The sequence below is a fragment of the Paraburkholderia sp. GAS33 genome, from assembly GCF_050436645.1.
Taxonomy (GTDB): domain Bacteria; phylum Pseudomonadota; class Gammaproteobacteria; order Burkholderiales; family Burkholderiaceae; genus Paraburkholderia; species Paraburkholderia phenazinium_B.
In genome coordinates, this window is record NZ_JBNDMP010000008.1 from 138,011 (window position 1) to 156,262 (window position 18,252).

Sequence of the window (18,252 nt, forward strand, 5' to 3'; positions counted from 1 at the left end):
TCGGCCCACGCTTGGTGCACTACCAGGCGCAGGCACACCGGCGCTCGCAAACGTCTGCGCTATTCCAGCTCGGGGCCGCAAAGCTTGCGCAGCAGATACAACACCGCCACCCGCTCGACAGCGTTGAGATCGCTCATCGTGAGTTCGCTGATACGCGCAGCGGTCGGCGTGGTCAGTTCGAGCAACTGGCGCCCGCGCTCCGTGAGTTCTACCACGCTCTTGCGCCGATCGTCCTGATTGGCTTGCAACTCCACAAGCCCGCGTGCCTGCAGACGTTCGATGATGCCGCGCACGGTCGCCCCATCGATGGCCGTCGCCTTGCCGAGATCGCTCATTGACGAAGGCCCGAGCCGCCGGTTCGCACTGAGCACCGCGAACTGCACCGCCGTCAATTGCGGATCGTCGATGGTCTGAGCGAAGATCGCGAGGTGGCGCTGGTAGGCCCGGCGCAGCAGATGACCGATCTGCTCCGAGAACTCATACGTGGATATATCGACCTGCGTGGGTGGCGTCGGCTCGGAAGGGGACTTGGGCGGCGCCATGATCGATGGATCTCTTGAAAGTGTTGTCGTGAATCGAAGCGGGGTCGGACAACGCCATTCTACAAAGATTTCGCGTAAGCACGTTGCGGAGCCGTCCAGCAAAAGCCTCAGCCACAGTGGCCTCGAGCAGCATTCCGCATGTCAAACAGCACTTTTGACCAAGACCGACCCCGCGCCCTGGCGTCTATACTGTCCCCATCGAAATCAGTCTCCCGTCACCCGGTTTGCTGCGATGCCTCATTATCTTTGCCACGAGCAGCCCGATCTGCTCGAGTTCGACGCCAGCGTGGTCGACGCCCGTCCTGGTGCCGTGCTGCTGTCACGCTCGGCACTTCATCCCGGTGGCGGCGGCCAGGTCTGCGACACCGCAACACTCCAACATGCCCATGGCATGGCGCGCATTGTTGGTGTTTCCGTGGAAGACGGCCAGTACTGGCATCAGCTCGATACGTCGATTGAACTGGCGGGCGAGCTGCACGTCTCGATCGACGCGCCGCGGCGCGCCACGCTTGCACAACTCCATACTGCGACCCACATCCTGAACGCGCTCGTGTACCAGCAGTTCGCCGGCGCACTGGTGACCGGTGCGCAGATCAACGCAGACGGCAGCGCGCGCATGGACTTCGATCTGCCTGAAGCGGATAACGACGCCTTGCGATCGCTCGAAGGGCCGCTCAACGACGTGATTCGCCAGGCTCTGGAGGTTCGCGCCAGCTATGTCGGCCTGCGCGACGCCCAGGCAACGCCTGGACTGATCCGCAGCCTCTCGGTCGCGCCTCCGCCCACGCCGGACGGAACGATCCGGATCGTCGAGATTGATGGGCTCGACCGGCAGGCGTGTGGAGGGACGCATCTGACGAACACCGGGCAGTCGCGTCCGATACGGATGACGAAGATCGAGAACAAAGGCCGCCGGAATCGCCGTGTCCGGATCGAACTTACAGAGGATAACCTGGTATTTTAAGGAAGCAGTCATGCCAGACGGTAGCTTGGGCAAGGAAGTCGTTTACTGGCGAGATGGTGCGCTCGAGGGCGCGGCACTCGCTACCGCGCGTTACGGCGCACACGAGTTCGAGCGCCATATGCACGACGAGCTCGTGATCGTGATGACCGAGTTCGGCGCAGGCCAATGCCGCACGCGCACCGGCAGCGACGTATCCGGGGCCGGCACCGTGTGGGTGTTCGGCCCCGGCGAATACCATTGCGGTGTGGTCTGGGAGAACAAGGCGTGGCACTACCGCGCGATTTACCTCGATATGCAGGGGCTCGCGGCACTAAGCGCCGTCTTTAGCGACGACTCACGCAGCGACCGGCCCTTGACCATCCCGCCAGGACTTTACTGCGACCCGCAGTTGTGCCGGCTGCTGTTGAAAGCGCATGCAAGTCTCGACGAGAACTGCCCTGCGCCGCTAATGGAACGTCAAGCGAACTGGTGGGCGGCAATGGGCATGCTGTTTGGCCGCTATGGTCAGCCGAAACCCGTCGTCACCGAACTGGGCCGCGACACGCAGAAAATGGCACGCGTGCGCGATTACATCAGCGCTGAATATGCGCGCGATATCCCGATCGACGAACTGGCGGAAGTGGCCAACCTTAGCCGCTATCACCTGATACGCGCGTTTTGTAAGGAATACGGGCTGCCACCTCACGCGTACGCGAACCAGGTGCGGTTGATGGCCGCCAAGCAATTGCTCGTGGCCGGAAGCAGCGCGGCGGAGGCAGCTGTGAGCGCGGGCTTTTACGATCAAAGTCACCTTAACCGCGTCTTTAAGCGCGCTTACGGCATCACGCCTGGCGCCTATGCGGCGCTAAAGCCTGCGCTTTAGCCACGCTTTGGGCGCGCATTTGCGGAAAAAGCCAGTACAACAGTGTGGACATAGTCAGCTATTGAAGGTAACCGGCTCTACAACGCAAGCTTATAGCCCACATGGCTCGCCACGAAACCGAGTCTCTCGTAAAAACGATGCGCATCCGCACGGCTCTTGTCGGTCGTGAGCTGAACAAGGTTGCAACCGCGCGCACGGCACGCGGCGATTGCCCATTCGAACACTTTCTGCCCTAGCCCGGCGTCGCGACGATGGGCCGCTATGCGAACCGCCTCGATCTGGCCGCGCCATGCGCCCAAGCGCGCAATCCCCGGAATGAACGACAGTTGCAGCGTGCCGATGACCTCGTCGCCATCCACGACGACCACCAGTTGCTGATTGGCATCGGCCTCTAGCGCACGAAAGGCCACGACGTATCGCTCGTCAAGCGGCAACGTGGTGTTTTCCCTCTGACTTCCGAGCTTGTCGTCGGCCAGCAATGCAACGATGGCCGGCACGTCGGAGAGAAGAGCCGAGCGAAAGACGATCTGTTCCATGTGAGAGCCCTGGGTGATCTGAAGTTTAAGGCTACCTCCACCGCAGGTCAGCCCGAGTGGCGCTGGACCTTCCATTTCGCCACACCGCCGCTGCCTGCCCAAGGCCGCATTCTAGCAAGGCTCTCCTGGTAGACCACCTCGGTTCGGTCAGCGAAATCCTGCAGCGAGAATTGCGCCACGCTTCTCGCACGCGCCGCCATGCCCGCAAGCGTGACCTCAAGCCGGTTGTCGAGCAGGCGCATCAACAGTTGCGCAATCCGTTCATGCTCGTGAGGTCCGACGATCCACCCGCTTACGCCCGCTTCGACGTTTTCCGGCAGGCCGCCCGAGTCCGACACGATCACGGGCTTGCCCATCGCCATCATCTCCCGGCACGCGAACGATAAGGTTTCGCGCCGTGACAGCACAAAACCCACATCGAATGCTGCCACCAGGGGCCGCACGTCGCGCAGTAAGCCCGTGCAGATCAACTGGCCCGCCATGCCTAATGCACGGACCCTGGCACGTTGTTGTGCATTGGGCGTCCGCCCTCCCAAGACCACGCGAATCCGTTCGCGTTGCGCTGGAGGCAGCAACGCAACTGCCTCGACCATATGCAGCCAGCCCTTGTTATCGTCCGTGCCCGCGATACTGCCGACCACCAGCGCTCCGTCTGGGATCGCCGTACCCCATCGTCTGCGAAGCCGCTCGCTTACGCCGCTTGCGACCGGCGCAAAGCGGCGCAGATCGATACCGTGATGCACGACCGACACCGCCTTCGTGTCATACACGGTTTTCGCGAGGTGCCGGCGCGTGTAGTCGGATACACAGATCACCGAATCGGTCGCCAGCTTCCCTTTAATCCAGGTGCTCAAGCCGCTCACAGGCAAATCGTTGTGCTTGGTGAAGACGATGCAAGGCCGGGTGCGTTTCAATCCCAGCGTCGCCAGCATCGCGATCCGGTGATCCGCTGAGCCGTTGACGTGAATGATGTCGAAGCCGCTCTTTTCGATCAGTTGCCGCAAGCGCCAGCCCGTTCCGACCATGGCGCCCAGTCGGTTACGAAACTCGAGCGCAATCGCTTCGACGCCGGGGATCTCTTTCGCACTTGAATAGAGGCGGCTCGAACCCGGCGCCGCAACAGTCACGTGGTGGCGCTCCGCAAGCGCCGCCGCCAAGGTGAGGATGTAGGTGGTGTGTCCGCCACCGTCGCCTGCGTGAAAATTGGTGTAGAGGATTTTCATGACCACGCTTCGCCCCGGAATTGTCTGGCGCGTTTGAACCAGTAATACGCCCCGCCCCACAATGGATCCTGGTAACGCCGCAGTTTCTTTGCGAGCCAATCCGCGCCCTTGCCGTTATCGGCCAGGCGGTGAATCCGCAAGGTGTCGCTACCCGCTACGTTGCGTCGCAGATTCCGTGTCGTGTAGAGGTATTCGAATCCCGCTGCTTTAGCGGCGTCGATATAGTCGGCGTCGAAATAGCCTTCGGGCCAGCACAGGTGTTGCGAACCTGCGCCGAGACGCTTTGTCAGGATCGCTTTCGATTGTTCGATATCCGCCCTGATTTGCTGATACTTTCCGATAGCGTCATCGCACAGCACGTCCCAGCGAAGATGGCTATGCGTATGACTATGAAATTCGAACGTGCCTGCTGCGCGCATTATCTCCACCTCGCTCCAGCGTACGGTCATCTCGTCCGGGCGGCCGTTGCGAACCAGGTGCTCGCACGCCTGATGCGTGTGCGCCGGTTCCGCACGCAGCGCGTCGATGCTGCGAAACACGCCGTCATGCACGCGGCCCGTCACCAGAAACATGACCGCGTTGAATCCGTAACGCAAAAGGATGGGATGGGCGTGAATGTAGTTGTCCAGATAGCCGTCATCGAACGTCAGCAAGATCGATCTCCGAGGCATCGGCGCCCCACGCAGGAAGCGCGCAAATTCATCAGCGGTCAGCGTGATATAGCCATGGTTCGCCAGCCACTTTATCTGCGACTCGAAGTTCTCCGGCGATAGGGTGAGCGGTCCGCCAGACGATGAAACGTGGTGATACATCACTACCGGTACCGAATTCGCAAACGATTCAGCGGTTTGTATCATTTGCTCTGCATGCCGAAAGGTTTCTACATGGAAATTTGAATTAATATTAGATTGAACAAACTCCGCGATCTATCGGTCGTTTGTGGAGATTTGTGTCGCATTGTCGAAAGCTTCCATCATTCTCGACAAAGGATTGATCCACGCGATGCTGAAGATCGCGTAGCGGCGCTGATGCGCCTGAGAGGCTTACGGATGGAATGGGTCGACACCAGCGTGTCAGACGCTAGTGTCGTTCCGTGGCAAGAGCACAAGGCCCCTGCCTTATCAACGCCGTATGGCGAGCCGGCGCAACTGCGAGACCACCTCGGCCGCGCTTCCAATCACTACCTTGTTGCGGAAGGCCCGCGTCACGACGATGCTTTCCATCGCGTCGTAGTACCAGACGCCGACTTTGCGTCCGCCGAGTTCGACAATACCGCCAACGCTATCTAGCGGCCCTTCCTCTATTGAAACGATCAGCCTTACCGATGGCCCTTGGCGCATACGTAGTTATCCTCAGTTCGCCGCGCCGTGTTTCGAAGAAACTCACTTCGTCGCCGGGTTCGCGCCCTGGGCGGTCGCCACGATCGACTCATTCTTCAACTGCCTGACGGCGTCCGCCGCGGAGGGGACCAGCTTCTGGTCAACCAGCGCCGCTTCAAAGGCATCGTGCTGAGCCTGTTTGCCTTGCTCGTAGTCTGCATCCAGTTCGGCGATGCGACGCTGATACCAGTTCAGCACGCATGCCTTGTCGGTACAGTTGTGCTGACGCCAGAGCCATTGCTGGATCCGCGCAGTCTCCACGGAACGCGGGTCGGGACTCGCATCCCGTGCGCGTTGATAGCTCACCGTGAGGCGATCATCGAGGCTGGATAGCTCCGGGTCGGCGCAGACGATCTTCTCGGAAGCCGAAGACCTGGTGCTGCAATGAAAGCTCGCAGCCGACGCGTTGCCAGCCAGCGTCGCGCAGACCGCCAGCACGCAGAGCGACAGCGTCGGCGAGGAATCTGCAAGGAGTCGGGTAACAAATGGAAAAGCAGTTTTCGATGTAGACATGACTAACCCTGTACGAGGAAAGTGTCGGATTGGGGCGCGCGGCATGCGTTCCCTGGCGCAAGCTGGCATAAACAGAACGATGCAGGTCGCGTGAGGGCAGAATAGTCGGCTTGGGCGCTATCTATGCACGAAGAAAAGGCCGTAGGGCGCGAGTGCTTACGAAAGGTTTCCGCAGGAAATAAGCCGTTACCCGACCCCTACGTGCGGTGGGCTGCGGCACGGCGCCGCGTGCTGCGCCACAAACGAAAACGCGCCCGCGCCAGTCCCATTGCAAGGGACCGGCGCGGGCGCCTGAACAACTGTGCTACTCAGGCATCAGAACTTGTACGTCGCACCAACCTGGCCATATAGGCCAACATACGTGTAAAGCGACGTGTCATAGTAGCCCCGGGATTCGTACTGCCACACCGGGTCGTACGGCGGCTTGTGGTTGAAAATGTTGTCGATGCCCGCGTACAGCGTCCAGTGCTTGAAGCCACTGTAGCTCGTGTAGATATTGAACTGGCTATACGATCCCACAGCAGGCGATCCGGCAACAATCGCTTGTGCGTACGGACCGGTGAACTGCCAACTCAGCGTGGTCGTCCACTTGTGGAAAGCCCAGCTCAACTGCGTGTTTCCTCTCCACCGCGGGAACGACGCACCGAACACCGTGTCGATTGCGCCATTGTTGCCGGCATAGTCGTCCGCGACGCCGTCGTTAGGCATAACGAAGTGCCACACGTACGCCCAGTCGCCGGACAGCGTGAACGTACCGATACTTGTCGGCAACGCCTGCTTGAACGTCCCTTCGAAACCATCCGTATGCAGATAGGCAAGGTTTTCGTAGGTTACGTTGTAGACCGTCGCGTTCGGATCAGCAGCAACCAGCGCCGCGATGCTCTCCTGACCGATCACATTGGTCACGTCGATCTTGTACCAGTCGAAGCCAATGTCGGTATTGCGGGCCGGCGACAACTCAAAGCCGATGTTGTAGTTCTTCGTGCGTTCAGGTTGCAGGTTCGGATTGCCGACTGAATTTTCGTAGACATCCTTGCCGTCGACGGTCTGGTAGCCGAGGCTCGCCTTTTCAGACGTTTCTACCAGCGTCGGTGCACGGAAGCCGCGATTGTAAGACGTATACATCGTCAGGGCCGAAACCGGCTGGTAACGCAGTGCAAAGCGTGGCGAGAAGGCGCCGCCGAAATCGTTGTAATGGTCGTAGCGTCCCGACTGGCTGAAGGTCAGGCCACGCAGCAACGGAATGTCAATCTGGTAGTAGACCGCCGCAACATTGCGTTCGCCATCCACCGCCTGCGTGAGCGGGTTCAGATATTCCGTAGAGCCCGCGCCGATATATTCGCTCTGATGCTGAAACTGCGCGCCGAAGCCGAGACCCACATCGCCTGCCGGCAGCGAGAACAGATTCGCCGTAGAGATCGTCGCATCGAGCACATCGAGCTTCGAAATAGCCTGATCGTAAGACGTGCCAAACAGGCCCGGCAACGAATTGAGGGTCGACGAACTAAACGTGCTCTGCGTTACGCTGCTGAGATAGCTTGACAGCACGGAGGCGTTGATCTGATTGCCGTACGCGTTGGACACTTCGCTTTGCGAGTGGCCGTATGACGTATTCCAATCCCAGTCGCCGAACTTGTCTGTGCTGATGGTGCCCTTCACCCCGGTCGAGAGACGGTAGAAGTTCGAGACCGTCGTCACCGATTGCTCGGTCGGGAAGACATAGGTTAGCCCCGTTCCGCCCACTGTAGCGGGAAACGGCGAGACAACTCCATTTACCTCGTAGAGTGAAGTACCCAGGTTATCTCCATCACTGAACCCGGCGAGACCCAGATCCGTTTTGGTGGTGTTGTAGCTCTCCCACACGTCGGCATACGCCTGCGTGGTGTCGTTGATCTTGAAGTCGGCATGGACCTTGACACTGCTGCGCTGGGTTTCGGGCTCGATGGACTCAGCACTTGCACCATTGCGCGAACACACCGTGCCGGACCCTTGGGTCGCGAGGTTGTTTGCCGCCGACGTCACGGTGCCACCCGATGCCGCGCAATCGCTCAGCGCCTGGGTGCCGGTTGCCGTATTCCAGAAGGAGGCGGGCTGCGAGAAGAAGCCGCCGTTCTTGCTGGAGTAATCCTGGTCGCTGGTGATGTCCCGCTCGGCCATGGTGATGCCGCTCGAGCGGTAGTAGCTCGCCGCGGCTGTCACGTTGAAGCCGTCCGACGTCAGATTGCCGAAGCCACCGAGCACGCTAAAGTTCGTGGTGCCTGCACCGCCGTGCTGCGCACCGCCAATGCTGCCGTCGAGCTGCAGCCCCTGGAAATCCTTCTTCGTGATGATGTTGACCACGCCGGCGATTGCGTCCGAGCCGTATTGCGAAACTGCGCCGGTCTTGACGATCTCGATGCGGTCGATCATGTTCGTCGGCAACGTGTTCAGATCGAAGAAAGTATCGGTGCCGTTGACTGCAAACGCGAAGGGCGCAACACGCTGGCCGTCGATCAGCACCAGCGTGTATTTTTCGCTCATGCCGCGCAGCGCGATCCCCGCGCCGCCCGGGGCAAAGCTCGCGGACGTGCCCTCGCTCCAGCTGCTTGCCGAGTTGGCGGTTGTCGTACGCAGGTAGTCGGCGACCGTCGTGGAGCCGCTGTCCTCGATGTCTTTCTGCGAAATCGTCTGGACCTGATTGAAGCCCGTCTTGTCCGAGCTGCGGATCAGCGAACCGGTAACCTCGAACTTTTGCAGCTGCTTCACATTGCCGGACGTGGCCGCCGGCGAAGATGCCGAAGTCGCAGTTGCCGGTTTCGCCGCCGTTGCGGATGCCGCATCTGCGGTAGCGGCCGCCGGTTGGCTCTGCGCGTATGCCGGTACACCACATGCAGCTGTTAGCGCCACTTCAGCCCAAACGATTCGTTGGATGGCGAGCGTCAAACCCCGTAGTTTCATTGCCCTTCTCTCTTGTCAGTAGGGACCCAATTCATAGTGAGAAGTCTTTTGGACCCATCACCCCGATCTGCAAACACGAAGGCCTCACTCGACCTTCGTCCGTTCTGAAGCGAACCCGTTAATTCCATTCCATACGAATCGCAGTACTAATCGTATGAACTTTCAGATCGTCTTACCCTGTGACCGGCTAGCACGGCACGGCATATCAACTGCAACAGACATCGATGGGCACACGCGTGCAGCGTCCTTCGCCTGAACGAATAGCGAATTACATTGCATTGATGAGTGGTATCGATCCAGATGCCGCCAAAGCGGTCCCGGACCAGCCGAACTCAGGCAAGACCAACCAGGAGCAAGTCACCCAGACCGGTTACAAGCCGCAACCAGCCTGTCTTTTGAAAATAATTCGGTATACGAACCAAACTCAATCACGTTCTGTCCAAGCTGGCTTCGTCACGCGGCAAACGAAAGTTAGCAAGACATTAACGCTGCATCAAACTTTTTTTGACAAACGTGGCATCTCAATCACAGTATTTACCTTTCGTCACCTTACCCGGTAAGCCCAACAGTTCCCGCCCCGGGCGACGAAGCGAACGATGCATCTGGCAGCAGCCAAATTCGCTTACTCAACGTTACTTGTCTACACCACGGCATATTCGTCAGCATACGATGCGCTCACACTGCTTCTTACTCGTCGCAGTGGTCGTAAATACCTGTTTAGGTCCGCCTTATTGACCGTGGGGCGGACCCTTTTTCGTCTGGTGTTTTTTTCGCCATTTCCACCTGCTCTCTTTCTCGCCGCTATCGTCTACGGATCGGCGCGAGGCCCTCTTCCCTGCGTGAACAATCTCCCGCTCGACACCTCGGCGCGTGTCATGGTGCTGTCACGCACATCGGTTCCAATGAAAGCCTTACTGTGCATTTCAGCGCGCGAGCAGCGATGCAGGGTGAAGGCACGCCTTGTCGGGGCGATTGAGCGTCGTCCAAAACGTCTAGACGATTAGATGTATTGGTCCTCCTCGATTCCCTCGGAGGCGGCCGCGCCCGCAGAACGTCATTGCGCGATATCCGGCACCAAACGGAGCATGTCCATGCTGATCAGGAACGCTCGCGTCGTCACGCGAGACGAAGAATTTCTCGGAACCGTGCGCATCGAAGACGGTTTCATCCGCGATGTGGAGCGCGGCAACACGTCCGCGCCGAATGCCGAGGACTGGGACGGCGACTATCTGCTGCCCGGTCTGATCGAACTGCACACCGACAACCTCGAGAAGCATCTCGCGCCCCGCCCAGGCGTGCGCTGGAATATCGACGCCGCATTCGTGATCCACGATGCCCAGGTGGCCGCAGCCGGAATCACGACGGTTTTCGATTCGCTCAGAATCGGCGCGCGTTCGGACGTCGACATGCACAACCGCGACTTGCAGACGCGTTGCACGCAAGCGCTAGCGCGCCTGTCCGAGTGCCAGTTGTTGCGTGCCGACCATTTCCTGCATTTGCGCTGTGAAATCGCCGCCCCCGATGTCGTAGAGGTGTTCGACTCGCTCTACACCCACCCCCTTCTGCGGCTCGCTTCAGTGATGGATCACACCCCCGGCCAGCGGCAATGGCAGGACCGCGACCAGTGGCGCCGCTTTCAGGAGCGCCACGGCAAGCTGACTGACGAACACTTTGCCGCTGTGGTGGCCGAGCTTTCAGAAGGCCAGGAGCGTTACGCAGATCAACACCGCCGCCAGATCGTCGCCCGTTGCGCAGCGCTCGGCGTGCCGGTGGCGAGCCACGACGACACAGTGGTCGAGCACGTCGAACAGGCCGCTGCCGAAGGCATCGTTCTGGCGGAATTTCCCACTACGCACGATGCCGCCCGGGCTGCACATCAACACGGTATCTCGACGATCATGGGCGCTCCGAACATCGTGCGCGGCGGTTCGCATTCCGGCAACGTGTCCGCGCTTGAACTCGCGAAATCCGGTCTGCTGGATATCCTTTCGTCAGACTACGTGCCCTCGAGCCTGCTGAGCGCAGCGTTCGAACTGGTCGACAAGGCGGGCTGGACGCTGCCGCGCGCCATGAGGACCGTCTCAAGCGAACCCGCGCGCGTGGTGGGGTTGCACGACCGCGGCTCGATTACAGCGGGCCTGCGCGCGGATTTCGTGCGGGTGCGGATGCACGATCAGCTCCCCATTCCCCGCGCCACGTGGCGCGCGGGTGAACGGATCGTCTAGGCGCGCGGGCCGAAACCATGCTGGTGCCGTCAAATTCATCTAGACGTCTCTATCCGTACACCGATGTGTCATATGAGATTTCTAGAATGGTCCAGATTGAATTTTCGGACCGCGTTTGGAACGCTCCTGCCCTAAAAGGCGGGAGACCGATGCGGGGTTCACAAGTCGTCGAATGTTCGCTGCGGTTCAAAACTAACTTGAGGAATTTATGAAGTTGTCCAAAGTTTTTGCCGCTTCGGCACTGGCAGTCAGTTTCATTTCCGGCGCTGCCCATGCGGCCGGCACCTGTCCGAACGACGGCGTGGTCCGTTTCGGCGTCGAACCGTACGAATCGGCGCAGCGCATGCTGCCCGTGTACAACGATCTCGCCAAGCTGATCGGCGACAAGCTCGGCTGCAAGGTTGATATCTACGTTGCGACCAGCTACAACGCCGAGATCGAGGCAATGCGCAACAACAAGCTCGAGTTTGGTCAGTTCGGCCCGCTGGGCTATGTGCTCGCCCATCAGGTTGCGCACGCCGAAGCGGTCGCGACGTTTGCCGGCGAAGGCGACAAGCCGGCCACCTACTACGCTTCTATCGTCACGTGGCCGGGCTCGGGCGTGAAAACGCTTGCCGATACCAACGGTCATTCATTCGCTTACGCCGATCCGGCCTCCACCTCCGGGCATCTGTTCCCTGCGTATGGTCTCAGCAAGAACGGCGTCGATCCGGACAAGGGCGTCAAGGCAATCTACGCGGGTAGTCACACCGCATCGTTCGAAGCGCTGCGCAACCACAAGGTGGATGCGGGTGAGCTGAACAGCGAAGAGATCGCGAGCGCCAAACTGCATAACGAGTACGATCCCGCCGGCTACATCACGCTCTGGAAATCCGAGCCCATTCCGCTCGATCCTCTGGCAGTGCGTGCCGACCTGCCCGCCGATTTCAAGGCGCGTCTGGCAGCCGTGCTGAGTTCACTCGATTTCCGCGAGTTGCCGGAAGCCGACCAGAAATTCCTCGCAGCAAACGAGAATCCCCAGTTGAAGACGGTCCCGCAAACGGATGCCGCCTATAACCAGATTCGCGACCTGGTTTCCACGCTTCATATCGACCTGGCAAAACTGTGAATACCCTCTCCAGCACCTCCGGCGCATTGCCGCTGGACCCGGCCGGCGACCGTGCGGCCGCTGCCTCCAGCGTGCCGGCAACGGCACCGCGTGCCAAGCTCGCTCCCGGCGTGAAGCTCGCCGTGCGCGATCTGTCGATGCGCTATGCAAATGGTCACGCCGCGTTGCGCAATTTCAATCTCGCGGTGAAGGCCGGTGAAATGGTCGTGGTGCTGGGCAGCAACGGCAGCGGCAAGTCGACGTTCATGAAGTGCGTGGTCGGCTTGAACCGGCCGACGGGCGGCGCGGTCGAACTGGCCGGCCGCGATCTGGCCGCGCTTTCGGGCAAGGCGCTCCGGCAGGCCCGTCTGCCGCTCGCACTGATCTCGCAGAACGCCAATCTCGTGAAGCGCCGCAGTGTGCTGGCGAACGTCTGCTGCGGCACGCTGGGTCGCCACAAGACGCTCAGCACCGCGCTGGGACGCGTGCCACGCGAGGAAATCGAACCGGCCCGCGCTTACCTCGACGAAGTCGGCCTGCTGCATCTGGCCGGGCAACGCGCCGGTACGCTTTCCGGTGGACAGGCGCAGCGTGTGGCTGTGGCCCGTGCGCTTGCGCAGCATCCACACGTCCTGCTAGCTGACGAACCGGTCGCCAGCCTCGACCCCGAAGCGGCAGACGAAGTCATGCGCCTGCTGCGCCGCCTTGCTACGGAAGACGGTCTCGCAGTGGTCTGCGTACTGCATCAGCCCGAACTGGCCACCCGCTATGCCGACCGGCTGGTCGGCCTGCGCAGCGGACAACTGGAATTCGACCGCCCCGCTTCGGCAGTTTCCAGCCAGCAGATTGCAAGTCTCTATCTGGCCGAGGCGGCATGAACAAGGTGCTCGACATGCGCACGCCGGTTGCGTCATCCGGAGTGCGAACTTTCTGGTCGGTCGCTGTCATCGTCGTCATCCTCGCGCTGTTCGTCCAGGCGTGGATCGTCGTACAGGCTCGTCCGCAAGATCTGGTGACCGGCGCTCACGGTATGGCCGATATCATTTCGCGCGCCATGCCGCCGGCCTTCGATCAGTTCGTGCCGAATCTATGGCCAGTGCTCGAAACGATTGACCTCGCCATTTTCGGCACTGTGTTCGGCGTGCTGCTCGCGTTCCCGCTGGCAATCCTCGCCGCCGCCAATGTCACGCCCGCGAAGCCTCTCTACTATGCTGCGCGTGCGGTGATCGGCGTCACGCGGGCCGTGCCCGATCTGGTGTGGGCGCTGCTGTTCGTGACCGCGGTCGGATTGGGGCCGTTTCCGGGTGCGCTGGCGCTGGCGGTGCATTCGATCGGCATGCTGGGGCGGCTCTTCGCCGAGGTGATCGAAGACATGGACATGGGTCCGGTCGAAGCGCTCACGCTGACCGGCGCCGGCCGCTTGCAAATCCTGAGCCATGCTGTGGTGCCGGGCGTGTTGCCCTCGCTACTCGGCATCGGCCTGTTCCGCTTCGACGAAAACCTGCGCTCGTCGCTGGTGCTCGGCTTCGTGGGCGCAGGTGGCATCGGCTTCCAGTTGTTGACCGCCATGAACCTGTTCCAGTACCAGACGGTGTCGTTCCTGCTGATCGCTACGTTTGTGCTGGTCGCATGCGCCGAACGCGCATCGGCCTATCTGCGCGGTCTGGTCGCCTAGCCTGCGACGGCTTCCCCTCCTTATCGAATCACGAGAATTCGCATGCTGATCAATCATGGCGTCGGAGCCGACCCGTGGACGCTCGGCCGTCCCTTGACGGAAGAGCCGGACATCCACCCTACGGCGCTGGTGCGCGCCAGCGACTTCGGCCGCTACACCTATCTCGGACCGCGTAGCCATGTGGCGCAATCGGTGCTGGGCGACTACGGTTATGCGATGGGCGACAACCAGATCGCCCATGCCCATATCGGCAAGTTCGCAAATATCGCTACGGGCGTGCGTATCAACCCGCCGAACCACCCGGCATGGCGCGCGACGCTCCATCACTTCACGTATCGCTCACGCTCCTACGGCTTGTCGCTTGACGACGACGCCAGCATTTTTGAATGGCGCGCACAGGACTGCGTGGAAATCGGTCATGACGTGTGGATCGGCCACGATGCCATCGTCATGCCGGGCGTGAAGATCGGCACCGGTGCGGCAATCGGCTCGGGCGCCGTCGTCACCAAAGACGTGCCGCCGTTCGCGATCGTCGTAGGCGTACCGGCGCGCGTACTGCGCTTTCGCGTGGACGAGCAGACTGCGGAGCGCTTGCAGCAGATCGCCTGGTGGGACTGGAGTGCGGCGCAGATCGACGGCGCACTGGCCGATTTCCGCGAACTCAGCGCGGTCGAATTCGCGGAAAAATACTATAAGTAGGGGATGCCGGGCACGACGTCAGCGGAAAGCGTACTCGGGATTGTGCCGGTCGAAAGTGGCATCGCTCCAGTGGCGAGGCACGACGTTTTCGAAACGGATCATCTCCAGCAGGTTGCCGTGCGCGTCCCACGCGGCTTCGCCGCTGGGCCACGGGTGCTGAAGATCGAACAGCAGCCGCACACGTGGCGCATAGTGGGCCGGCGGCCCTGAGCGGGCAACCCATGTCCACGCAAGCAGGCGCGTCCCCTGCGCGTTCATGAGCTCGATGCGGGTCGGCTTTTCGCTAAGGCCCTCGTCGCGAAAGCTGCGCGCGTCATGTTCGACAGTACGGGCAATGAACTGCAGACCCAGATCGCGCACGCTATGGCGCGACTGGGCATGTGCGAACGACCCATCCACCGCCACCTTGCCTGACACGAGACGCAGCAGGCCGCCAGCGTGACCGTAGAGGCTGTCCGGATCCGTCGTTTCGTCGTACAGGATCTCCTGTCCCGCATGGGCGCCGTCTGGCAGCCACTTTGCGTAGACCTTTCGCGGCGTGTCCTGGTAACGGATGATCATGTGATCGGGCCGCTCGGACCATCGGCCGGAAATACGCTCCTGCCGGAACATGCTGTACTCGTAGCCGTTGTCGAGCGCCATGTCGAACTTCGCGTACTCGACGAAGGCCTCCGGCTTCATTGCGTTCATCAGGGAAAGGATCTGATCGTCGGAGAGCGACAGCAGCGAATGATTTTCGATTCGTGCGCGCAAGGACTTCGCCTGTTCTTCGGCTGTGAGACAGCGGAACCGTTCGATGTCCGCGCTCACGGCATCCTCTGTCGCGGCATGGCTGCATGCCATCGACGCGCCGGACATGGCCGCCGATACCGCACCGGTCGATTGGGCGAAAGCGCCCGCTGAAACCGTCAGGCAAGTCAATGCGAACGCGAGCACGCGCCGCCAGGTCCGCGCGCTTGCCTGCGGGCCCACAGCAGACAGCCTTCTCCAGCGTCGTGAACCATTGGAACTCATGAACAGCATCCCGGCACCGGGTGGGCTCGACACATCAAGCGTCAACGCACGGTAAACGCCGGCTGATGCCCATGTATTCCAGACGGCCGGCATAAAAATTTGCAAGACCATGGAATAAATCCCTCGGCCCTCTCGTTTGCACATGGTTAATGCGAATCACTTTGATTTGCGTTAGCAAATTCAGCCCACGGAATTGTGACACCGAGCGCGTACCCGCGTCGTCTCCGTGGAAAACGAAAGCAACATGTAATAAAAACGAGAAGGGGATTTACGATGAGTGCAAAGGGGAGCCGAGAGACGATCTGCACGGCCCAGGTATGCAGGCATATCGGCAACACCGTGTTTTCTCTGGCGGCATTGGCCTTGTCGGAAGCGGCGCTGGCGCAGCAGAGCGCGCAACCGGCGCCGCCCTCGCCAACCGAGGCGGCGGTTACTACGCTGCCAGCGGTCAAGGTCGAAGGCAAAGCGCCCGCTGACTATAGTCCATACGGCGGCAACGACAATGTCGACGACCCGACACAGGCCGCCAGCGCCAGCAAGACAGGCACGAAGCTTCAGGACCTCCCTTCGAACGTCCAGGTCATCCCGCGCGCCCTGCTGTCCGAACAGGGTGCGACGATGTTGCGGGAGAGCGTCAGCAACGCGAGCGGGATCAACGTAGGCGGTCAGGACAGCAAAGGCTACTACGACCACTTTCTGATTCGCGGCCTGAATGCGCAGATCTACGAAGACGGCTTCTCCGATGGCGATCTGCTCGGCGGCATCTCGCATTCGCTCAACGGCGTCGAGAGGATCGAGATTCTCGAGGGGCCAGGCTCGGCGCTATTCGGCAGCGGCCCTCCGGGCGGCACCATCAACATCGTCCACTACACGCCGTCGCCGGAACTTCACTACGGGGGAAGCCTGGAAGCCGGCTCGTTCGGCACGGTCTCGAACAGCGACTACATCACCGGCCCAACCGGCATTGCCGGCCTGAACTACCGGGTGGACGCCACCTTCTCGCGCGCCGACGGCTTTCGCGATCTGTATAGCCGCGACGACGAAATCAGGCCGCAGCTGCAATGGCAACTGGGCAGCCATACGATCAACTTCACGCTCGATCTCCGGCAGACCCACGAAACACCGGATTCGTACGGGCTGATCTATTTCCACGGGACGCCCATCAGCGGTGTTTCAATCAATTCGAAGTACTCGACACCGTTTGCCTTCGCGAATGAGAACTTCGTCCGCCCGACCATCACGGACGCCTGGCGAGTCAATGACTTTCTGACGATCAACAACCGCTTCTCCTATTTGCACCGTACGCTTGACGTGCTGGGCAACGGCGACAGCACGAACACGAAGGTCGTGGGCGATGAAGTCGTGGGGCGGCAGCTTCGTCAGCAGGACGACAACGACAGCAGCTTCGACTATCAACTCGAGCCGGTCTGGCGATTCGGCACCGGAAGCGTCGCGCACACGTTGGTCACAGGCTTCGAATTCCAGCACCAGACTATCGACACGAACCGTAGCACCGCCGATCTCCCGAACATCCCCGATGCTTTCGCGCCGGTGCCGCCGGAAACGTCTCTCGCGGGCCTGACGTTCCTGTGCGATGCCAAGCATTCCTGCGACAACGATGATCTGGCCGCGAACTACTACAGCCTGTACGCCACCGATCAGATCGATGTAACGGACAAGCTGAAGATTCGCGCGGGCGTCCGGCAGGACTGGTGGGATACCTCGCTCACACCGCTGATTTCGGTGCCCGGCGCTTTCAATTCCAACGGCCAGCCGATACTCGCAGGCGTCAAGGAGACGCAAGACAATGCACCTGTCAGCTGGAACATCGGCGCGCTGTACAAGGTGCTGCCGTGGATGTCGCCATATGTCGGCGTGTCGAAGAGCTACCTTGCCAACTTCAATTCGGAAAACGCTCAGGCCGGCATCGGTGCGCCGGAGTCGGCGCTGCAATACGAAGCGGGTATCAAGTTTTCGTTTCTCGATGACCGGATTGTGCTGAACACGGCTTTGTTCGATGTATCGCGGAACAACGTCGCAGCGGCTGTCACGCTCAACGAGGTGGAATCGGTCGTGTTCGACAGTCAGAGGACCAAAGGCGCGGAAGCATCGTTCGATGCCGCCGTGACGGATCATCTGCATGTCCTCGCGAACGTGACAGCGCAGCACGCGGTGATCACCGACAATCCGCAAGGCATCACATCAGTGGGCAACCATCCGCAAGGCGCACCGGCCTACATGGCCAACTTCTGGACAACTTACGATTTTTCGATTGGGGGAATTCCGGGGTTTCACGTTGGAGCAGGCGTGAATTACGTGGGTAAGAGCTATAGCGACATTACCAACGTCAATACGATTCCGTCTTATGTGATTGCAAACGCGGCGTTTGGCTATGAAGCGCGTACGTGGGGTGTCGACGTCAACGTCCACAACATCACGGACCGGCGCTATTTCGTGGCGGCTAACGCGGCGGGTGCCTATGTCGGCCAACCGCTGAGCGCGTTTGTGAACCTGCACGGAAACTTCTGACCGGGGAGGCGGCGCGCGTCTGGCGCCGTATTGTTCAAGGGGAGACGCTCGCCATTCCGGCCAGCGC

At 60.7% G+C, this 18,252-nt stretch carries 17 protein-coding genes; 9 read left to right on the forward strand and 8 right to left on the reverse strand.

Translation table 11 applies throughout. The features are described 5' to 3' along the window. Nucleotides 1-59: 59 nt before the first annotated feature. Nucleotides 60-542 (reverse strand): MarR family winged helix-turn-helix transcriptional regulator, encoded by a 483-nt coding sequence (locus P3T24_RS23865; protein WP_074268108.1) that lies wholly within the window; start codon nt 540-542, stop codon nt 60-62. Nucleotides 543-774: 232 nt separating this feature from the next. Here P3T24_RS23865 and P3T24_RS23870 point away from each other — a divergent pair, with 232 nt between their 5' ends. After that, entirely contained in the window at nt 775-1,506 is a 732-nt protein-coding gene (locus P3T24_RS23870; protein ID WP_429288598.1) for an alanyl-tRNA editing protein, read from the forward strand. Between the two features lie 10 nt (nt 1,507-1,516). Beyond that, entirely contained in the window at nt 1,517-2,368 is an 852-nt protein-coding gene (locus P3T24_RS23875; RefSeq protein WP_074268106.1) for an AraC family transcriptional regulator, read from the forward strand. 77 nt (nt 2,369-2,445) lie between these two features. On the opposite strand, the gene P3T24_RS23880 is transcribed toward P3T24_RS23875, so the two are convergent. From P3T24_RS23880 to P3T24_RS23905, 6 genes are all read right to left on the reverse strand, one after another. Beyond that, complete coding sequence (locus P3T24_RS23880; protein ID WP_429438406.1) at nt 2,446-2,904, reverse strand: N-acetyltransferase family protein; 459 nt, start codon at nt 2,902-2,904, stop codon at nt 2,446-2,448. Between the two features lie 47 nt (nt 2,905-2,951). Continuing rightward, nucleotides 2,952-4,127 carry a glycosyltransferase gene (locus tag P3T24_RS23885; RefSeq protein WP_429438409.1) on the reverse strand — a complete coding sequence of 392 codons (1,176 nt, stop codon included), beginning with the start codon at nt 4,125-4,127 and terminating at the stop codon, nt 2,952-2,954. Beyond that, nucleotides 4,124-4,984 carry a polysaccharide deacetylase family protein gene (locus P3T24_RS23890; RefSeq protein WP_429438412.1) on the reverse strand — a complete coding sequence of 287 codons (861 nt, stop codon included), beginning with the start codon at nt 4,982-4,984 and terminating at the stop codon, nt 4,124-4,126. The genes P3T24_RS23885 and P3T24_RS23890 overlap by 4 nt, the downstream gene beginning before the upstream one ends. Nucleotides 4,985-5,248: 264 nt before the next feature. Continuing rightward, on the reverse strand, nt 5,249-5,467 hold the full coding sequence (locus P3T24_RS23895) for a hypothetical protein (RefSeq protein ID WP_074268102.1): 219 nt from the start codon (nt 5,465-5,467) through the stop codon (nt 5,249-5,251). 42 nt (nt 5,468-5,509) lie between these two features. Further along, nucleotides 5,510-6,019, reverse strand: a complete 510-nt coding sequence (locus P3T24_RS23900) for a lysozyme inhibitor LprI family protein (RefSeq protein ID WP_429438415.1) — start codon at nt 6,017-6,019, stop codon at nt 5,510-5,512. Nucleotides 6,020-6,334: 315 nt separating this feature from the next. After that, a complete protein-coding gene (locus P3T24_RS23905; RefSeq protein ID WP_429438418.1) occupies nt 6,335-8,956 on the reverse strand; it encodes a TonB-dependent receptor in 2,622 nt (873 codons plus the stop codon). 224 nt (nt 8,957-9,180) lie between these two features. Between P3T24_RS23905 and P3T24_RS23910 the strand changes: the two genes are divergently transcribed. From P3T24_RS23910 to P3T24_RS23935, 6 genes are all read left to right on the forward strand, one after another. After that, complete coding sequence (locus P3T24_RS23910) at nt 9,181-9,516, forward strand: hypothetical protein (RefSeq protein ID WP_429438421.1); 336 nt, start codon at nt 9,181-9,183, stop codon at nt 9,514-9,516. 531 nt (nt 9,517-10,047) lie between these two features. Beyond that, a complete protein-coding gene (locus P3T24_RS23915; protein ID WP_429438424.1) occupies nt 10,048-11,181 on the forward strand; it encodes an alpha-D-ribose 1-methylphosphonate 5-triphosphate diphosphatase in 1,134 nt (377 codons plus the stop codon). A 208-nt stretch (nt 11,182-11,389) separates the two neighbouring features. Beyond that, entirely contained in the window at nt 11,390-12,289 is a 900-nt protein-coding gene (locus P3T24_RS23920) for a phosphate/phosphite/phosphonate ABC transporter substrate-binding protein (RefSeq protein WP_074268098.1), read from the forward strand. After that, on the forward strand, nt 12,286-13,146 hold the full coding sequence (phnC, locus tag P3T24_RS23925) for a phosphonate ABC transporter ATP-binding protein (RefSeq protein WP_143787685.1): 861 nt from the start codon (nt 12,286-12,288) through the stop codon (nt 13,144-13,146). The genes P3T24_RS23920 and phnC overlap by 4 nt, the downstream gene beginning before the upstream one ends. After that, nucleotides 13,143-13,943: a phosphonate ABC transporter, permease protein PhnE gene (gene phnE, locus P3T24_RS23930; protein WP_429438426.1), complete on the forward strand. Its 801-nt coding sequence runs from the start codon at nt 13,143-13,145 to the stop codon at nt 13,941-13,943. Before phnC ends, phnE begins: the two co-directional genes overlap by 4 nt. A gap of 42 nt (nt 13,944-13,985) precedes the next feature. Beyond that, nucleotides 13,986-14,642: an acetyltransferase gene (locus P3T24_RS23935; protein ID WP_429438429.1), complete on the forward strand. Its 657-nt coding sequence runs from the start codon at nt 13,986-13,988 to the stop codon at nt 14,640-14,642. A gap of 18 nt (nt 14,643-14,660) precedes the next feature. On the opposite strand, the gene P3T24_RS23940 is transcribed toward P3T24_RS23935, so the two are convergent. After that, complete coding sequence (locus P3T24_RS23940; protein WP_429438432.1) at nt 14,661-15,767, reverse strand: DUF1571 domain-containing protein; 1,107 nt, start codon at nt 15,765-15,767, stop codon at nt 14,661-14,663. A gap of 162 nt (nt 15,768-15,929) precedes the next feature. On the opposite strand from P3T24_RS23940, the gene P3T24_RS23945 reads away from it, so the two are divergent. Continuing rightward, the gene (locus P3T24_RS23945) at nt 15,930-18,185 is read left to right on the forward strand and encodes a TonB-dependent receptor (protein WP_429438434.1); all 2,256 of its coding nucleotides are present in this window, start codon (nt 15,930-15,932) and stop codon (nt 18,183-18,185) included. Nucleotides 18,186-18,252 lie beyond the last annotated feature (67 nt).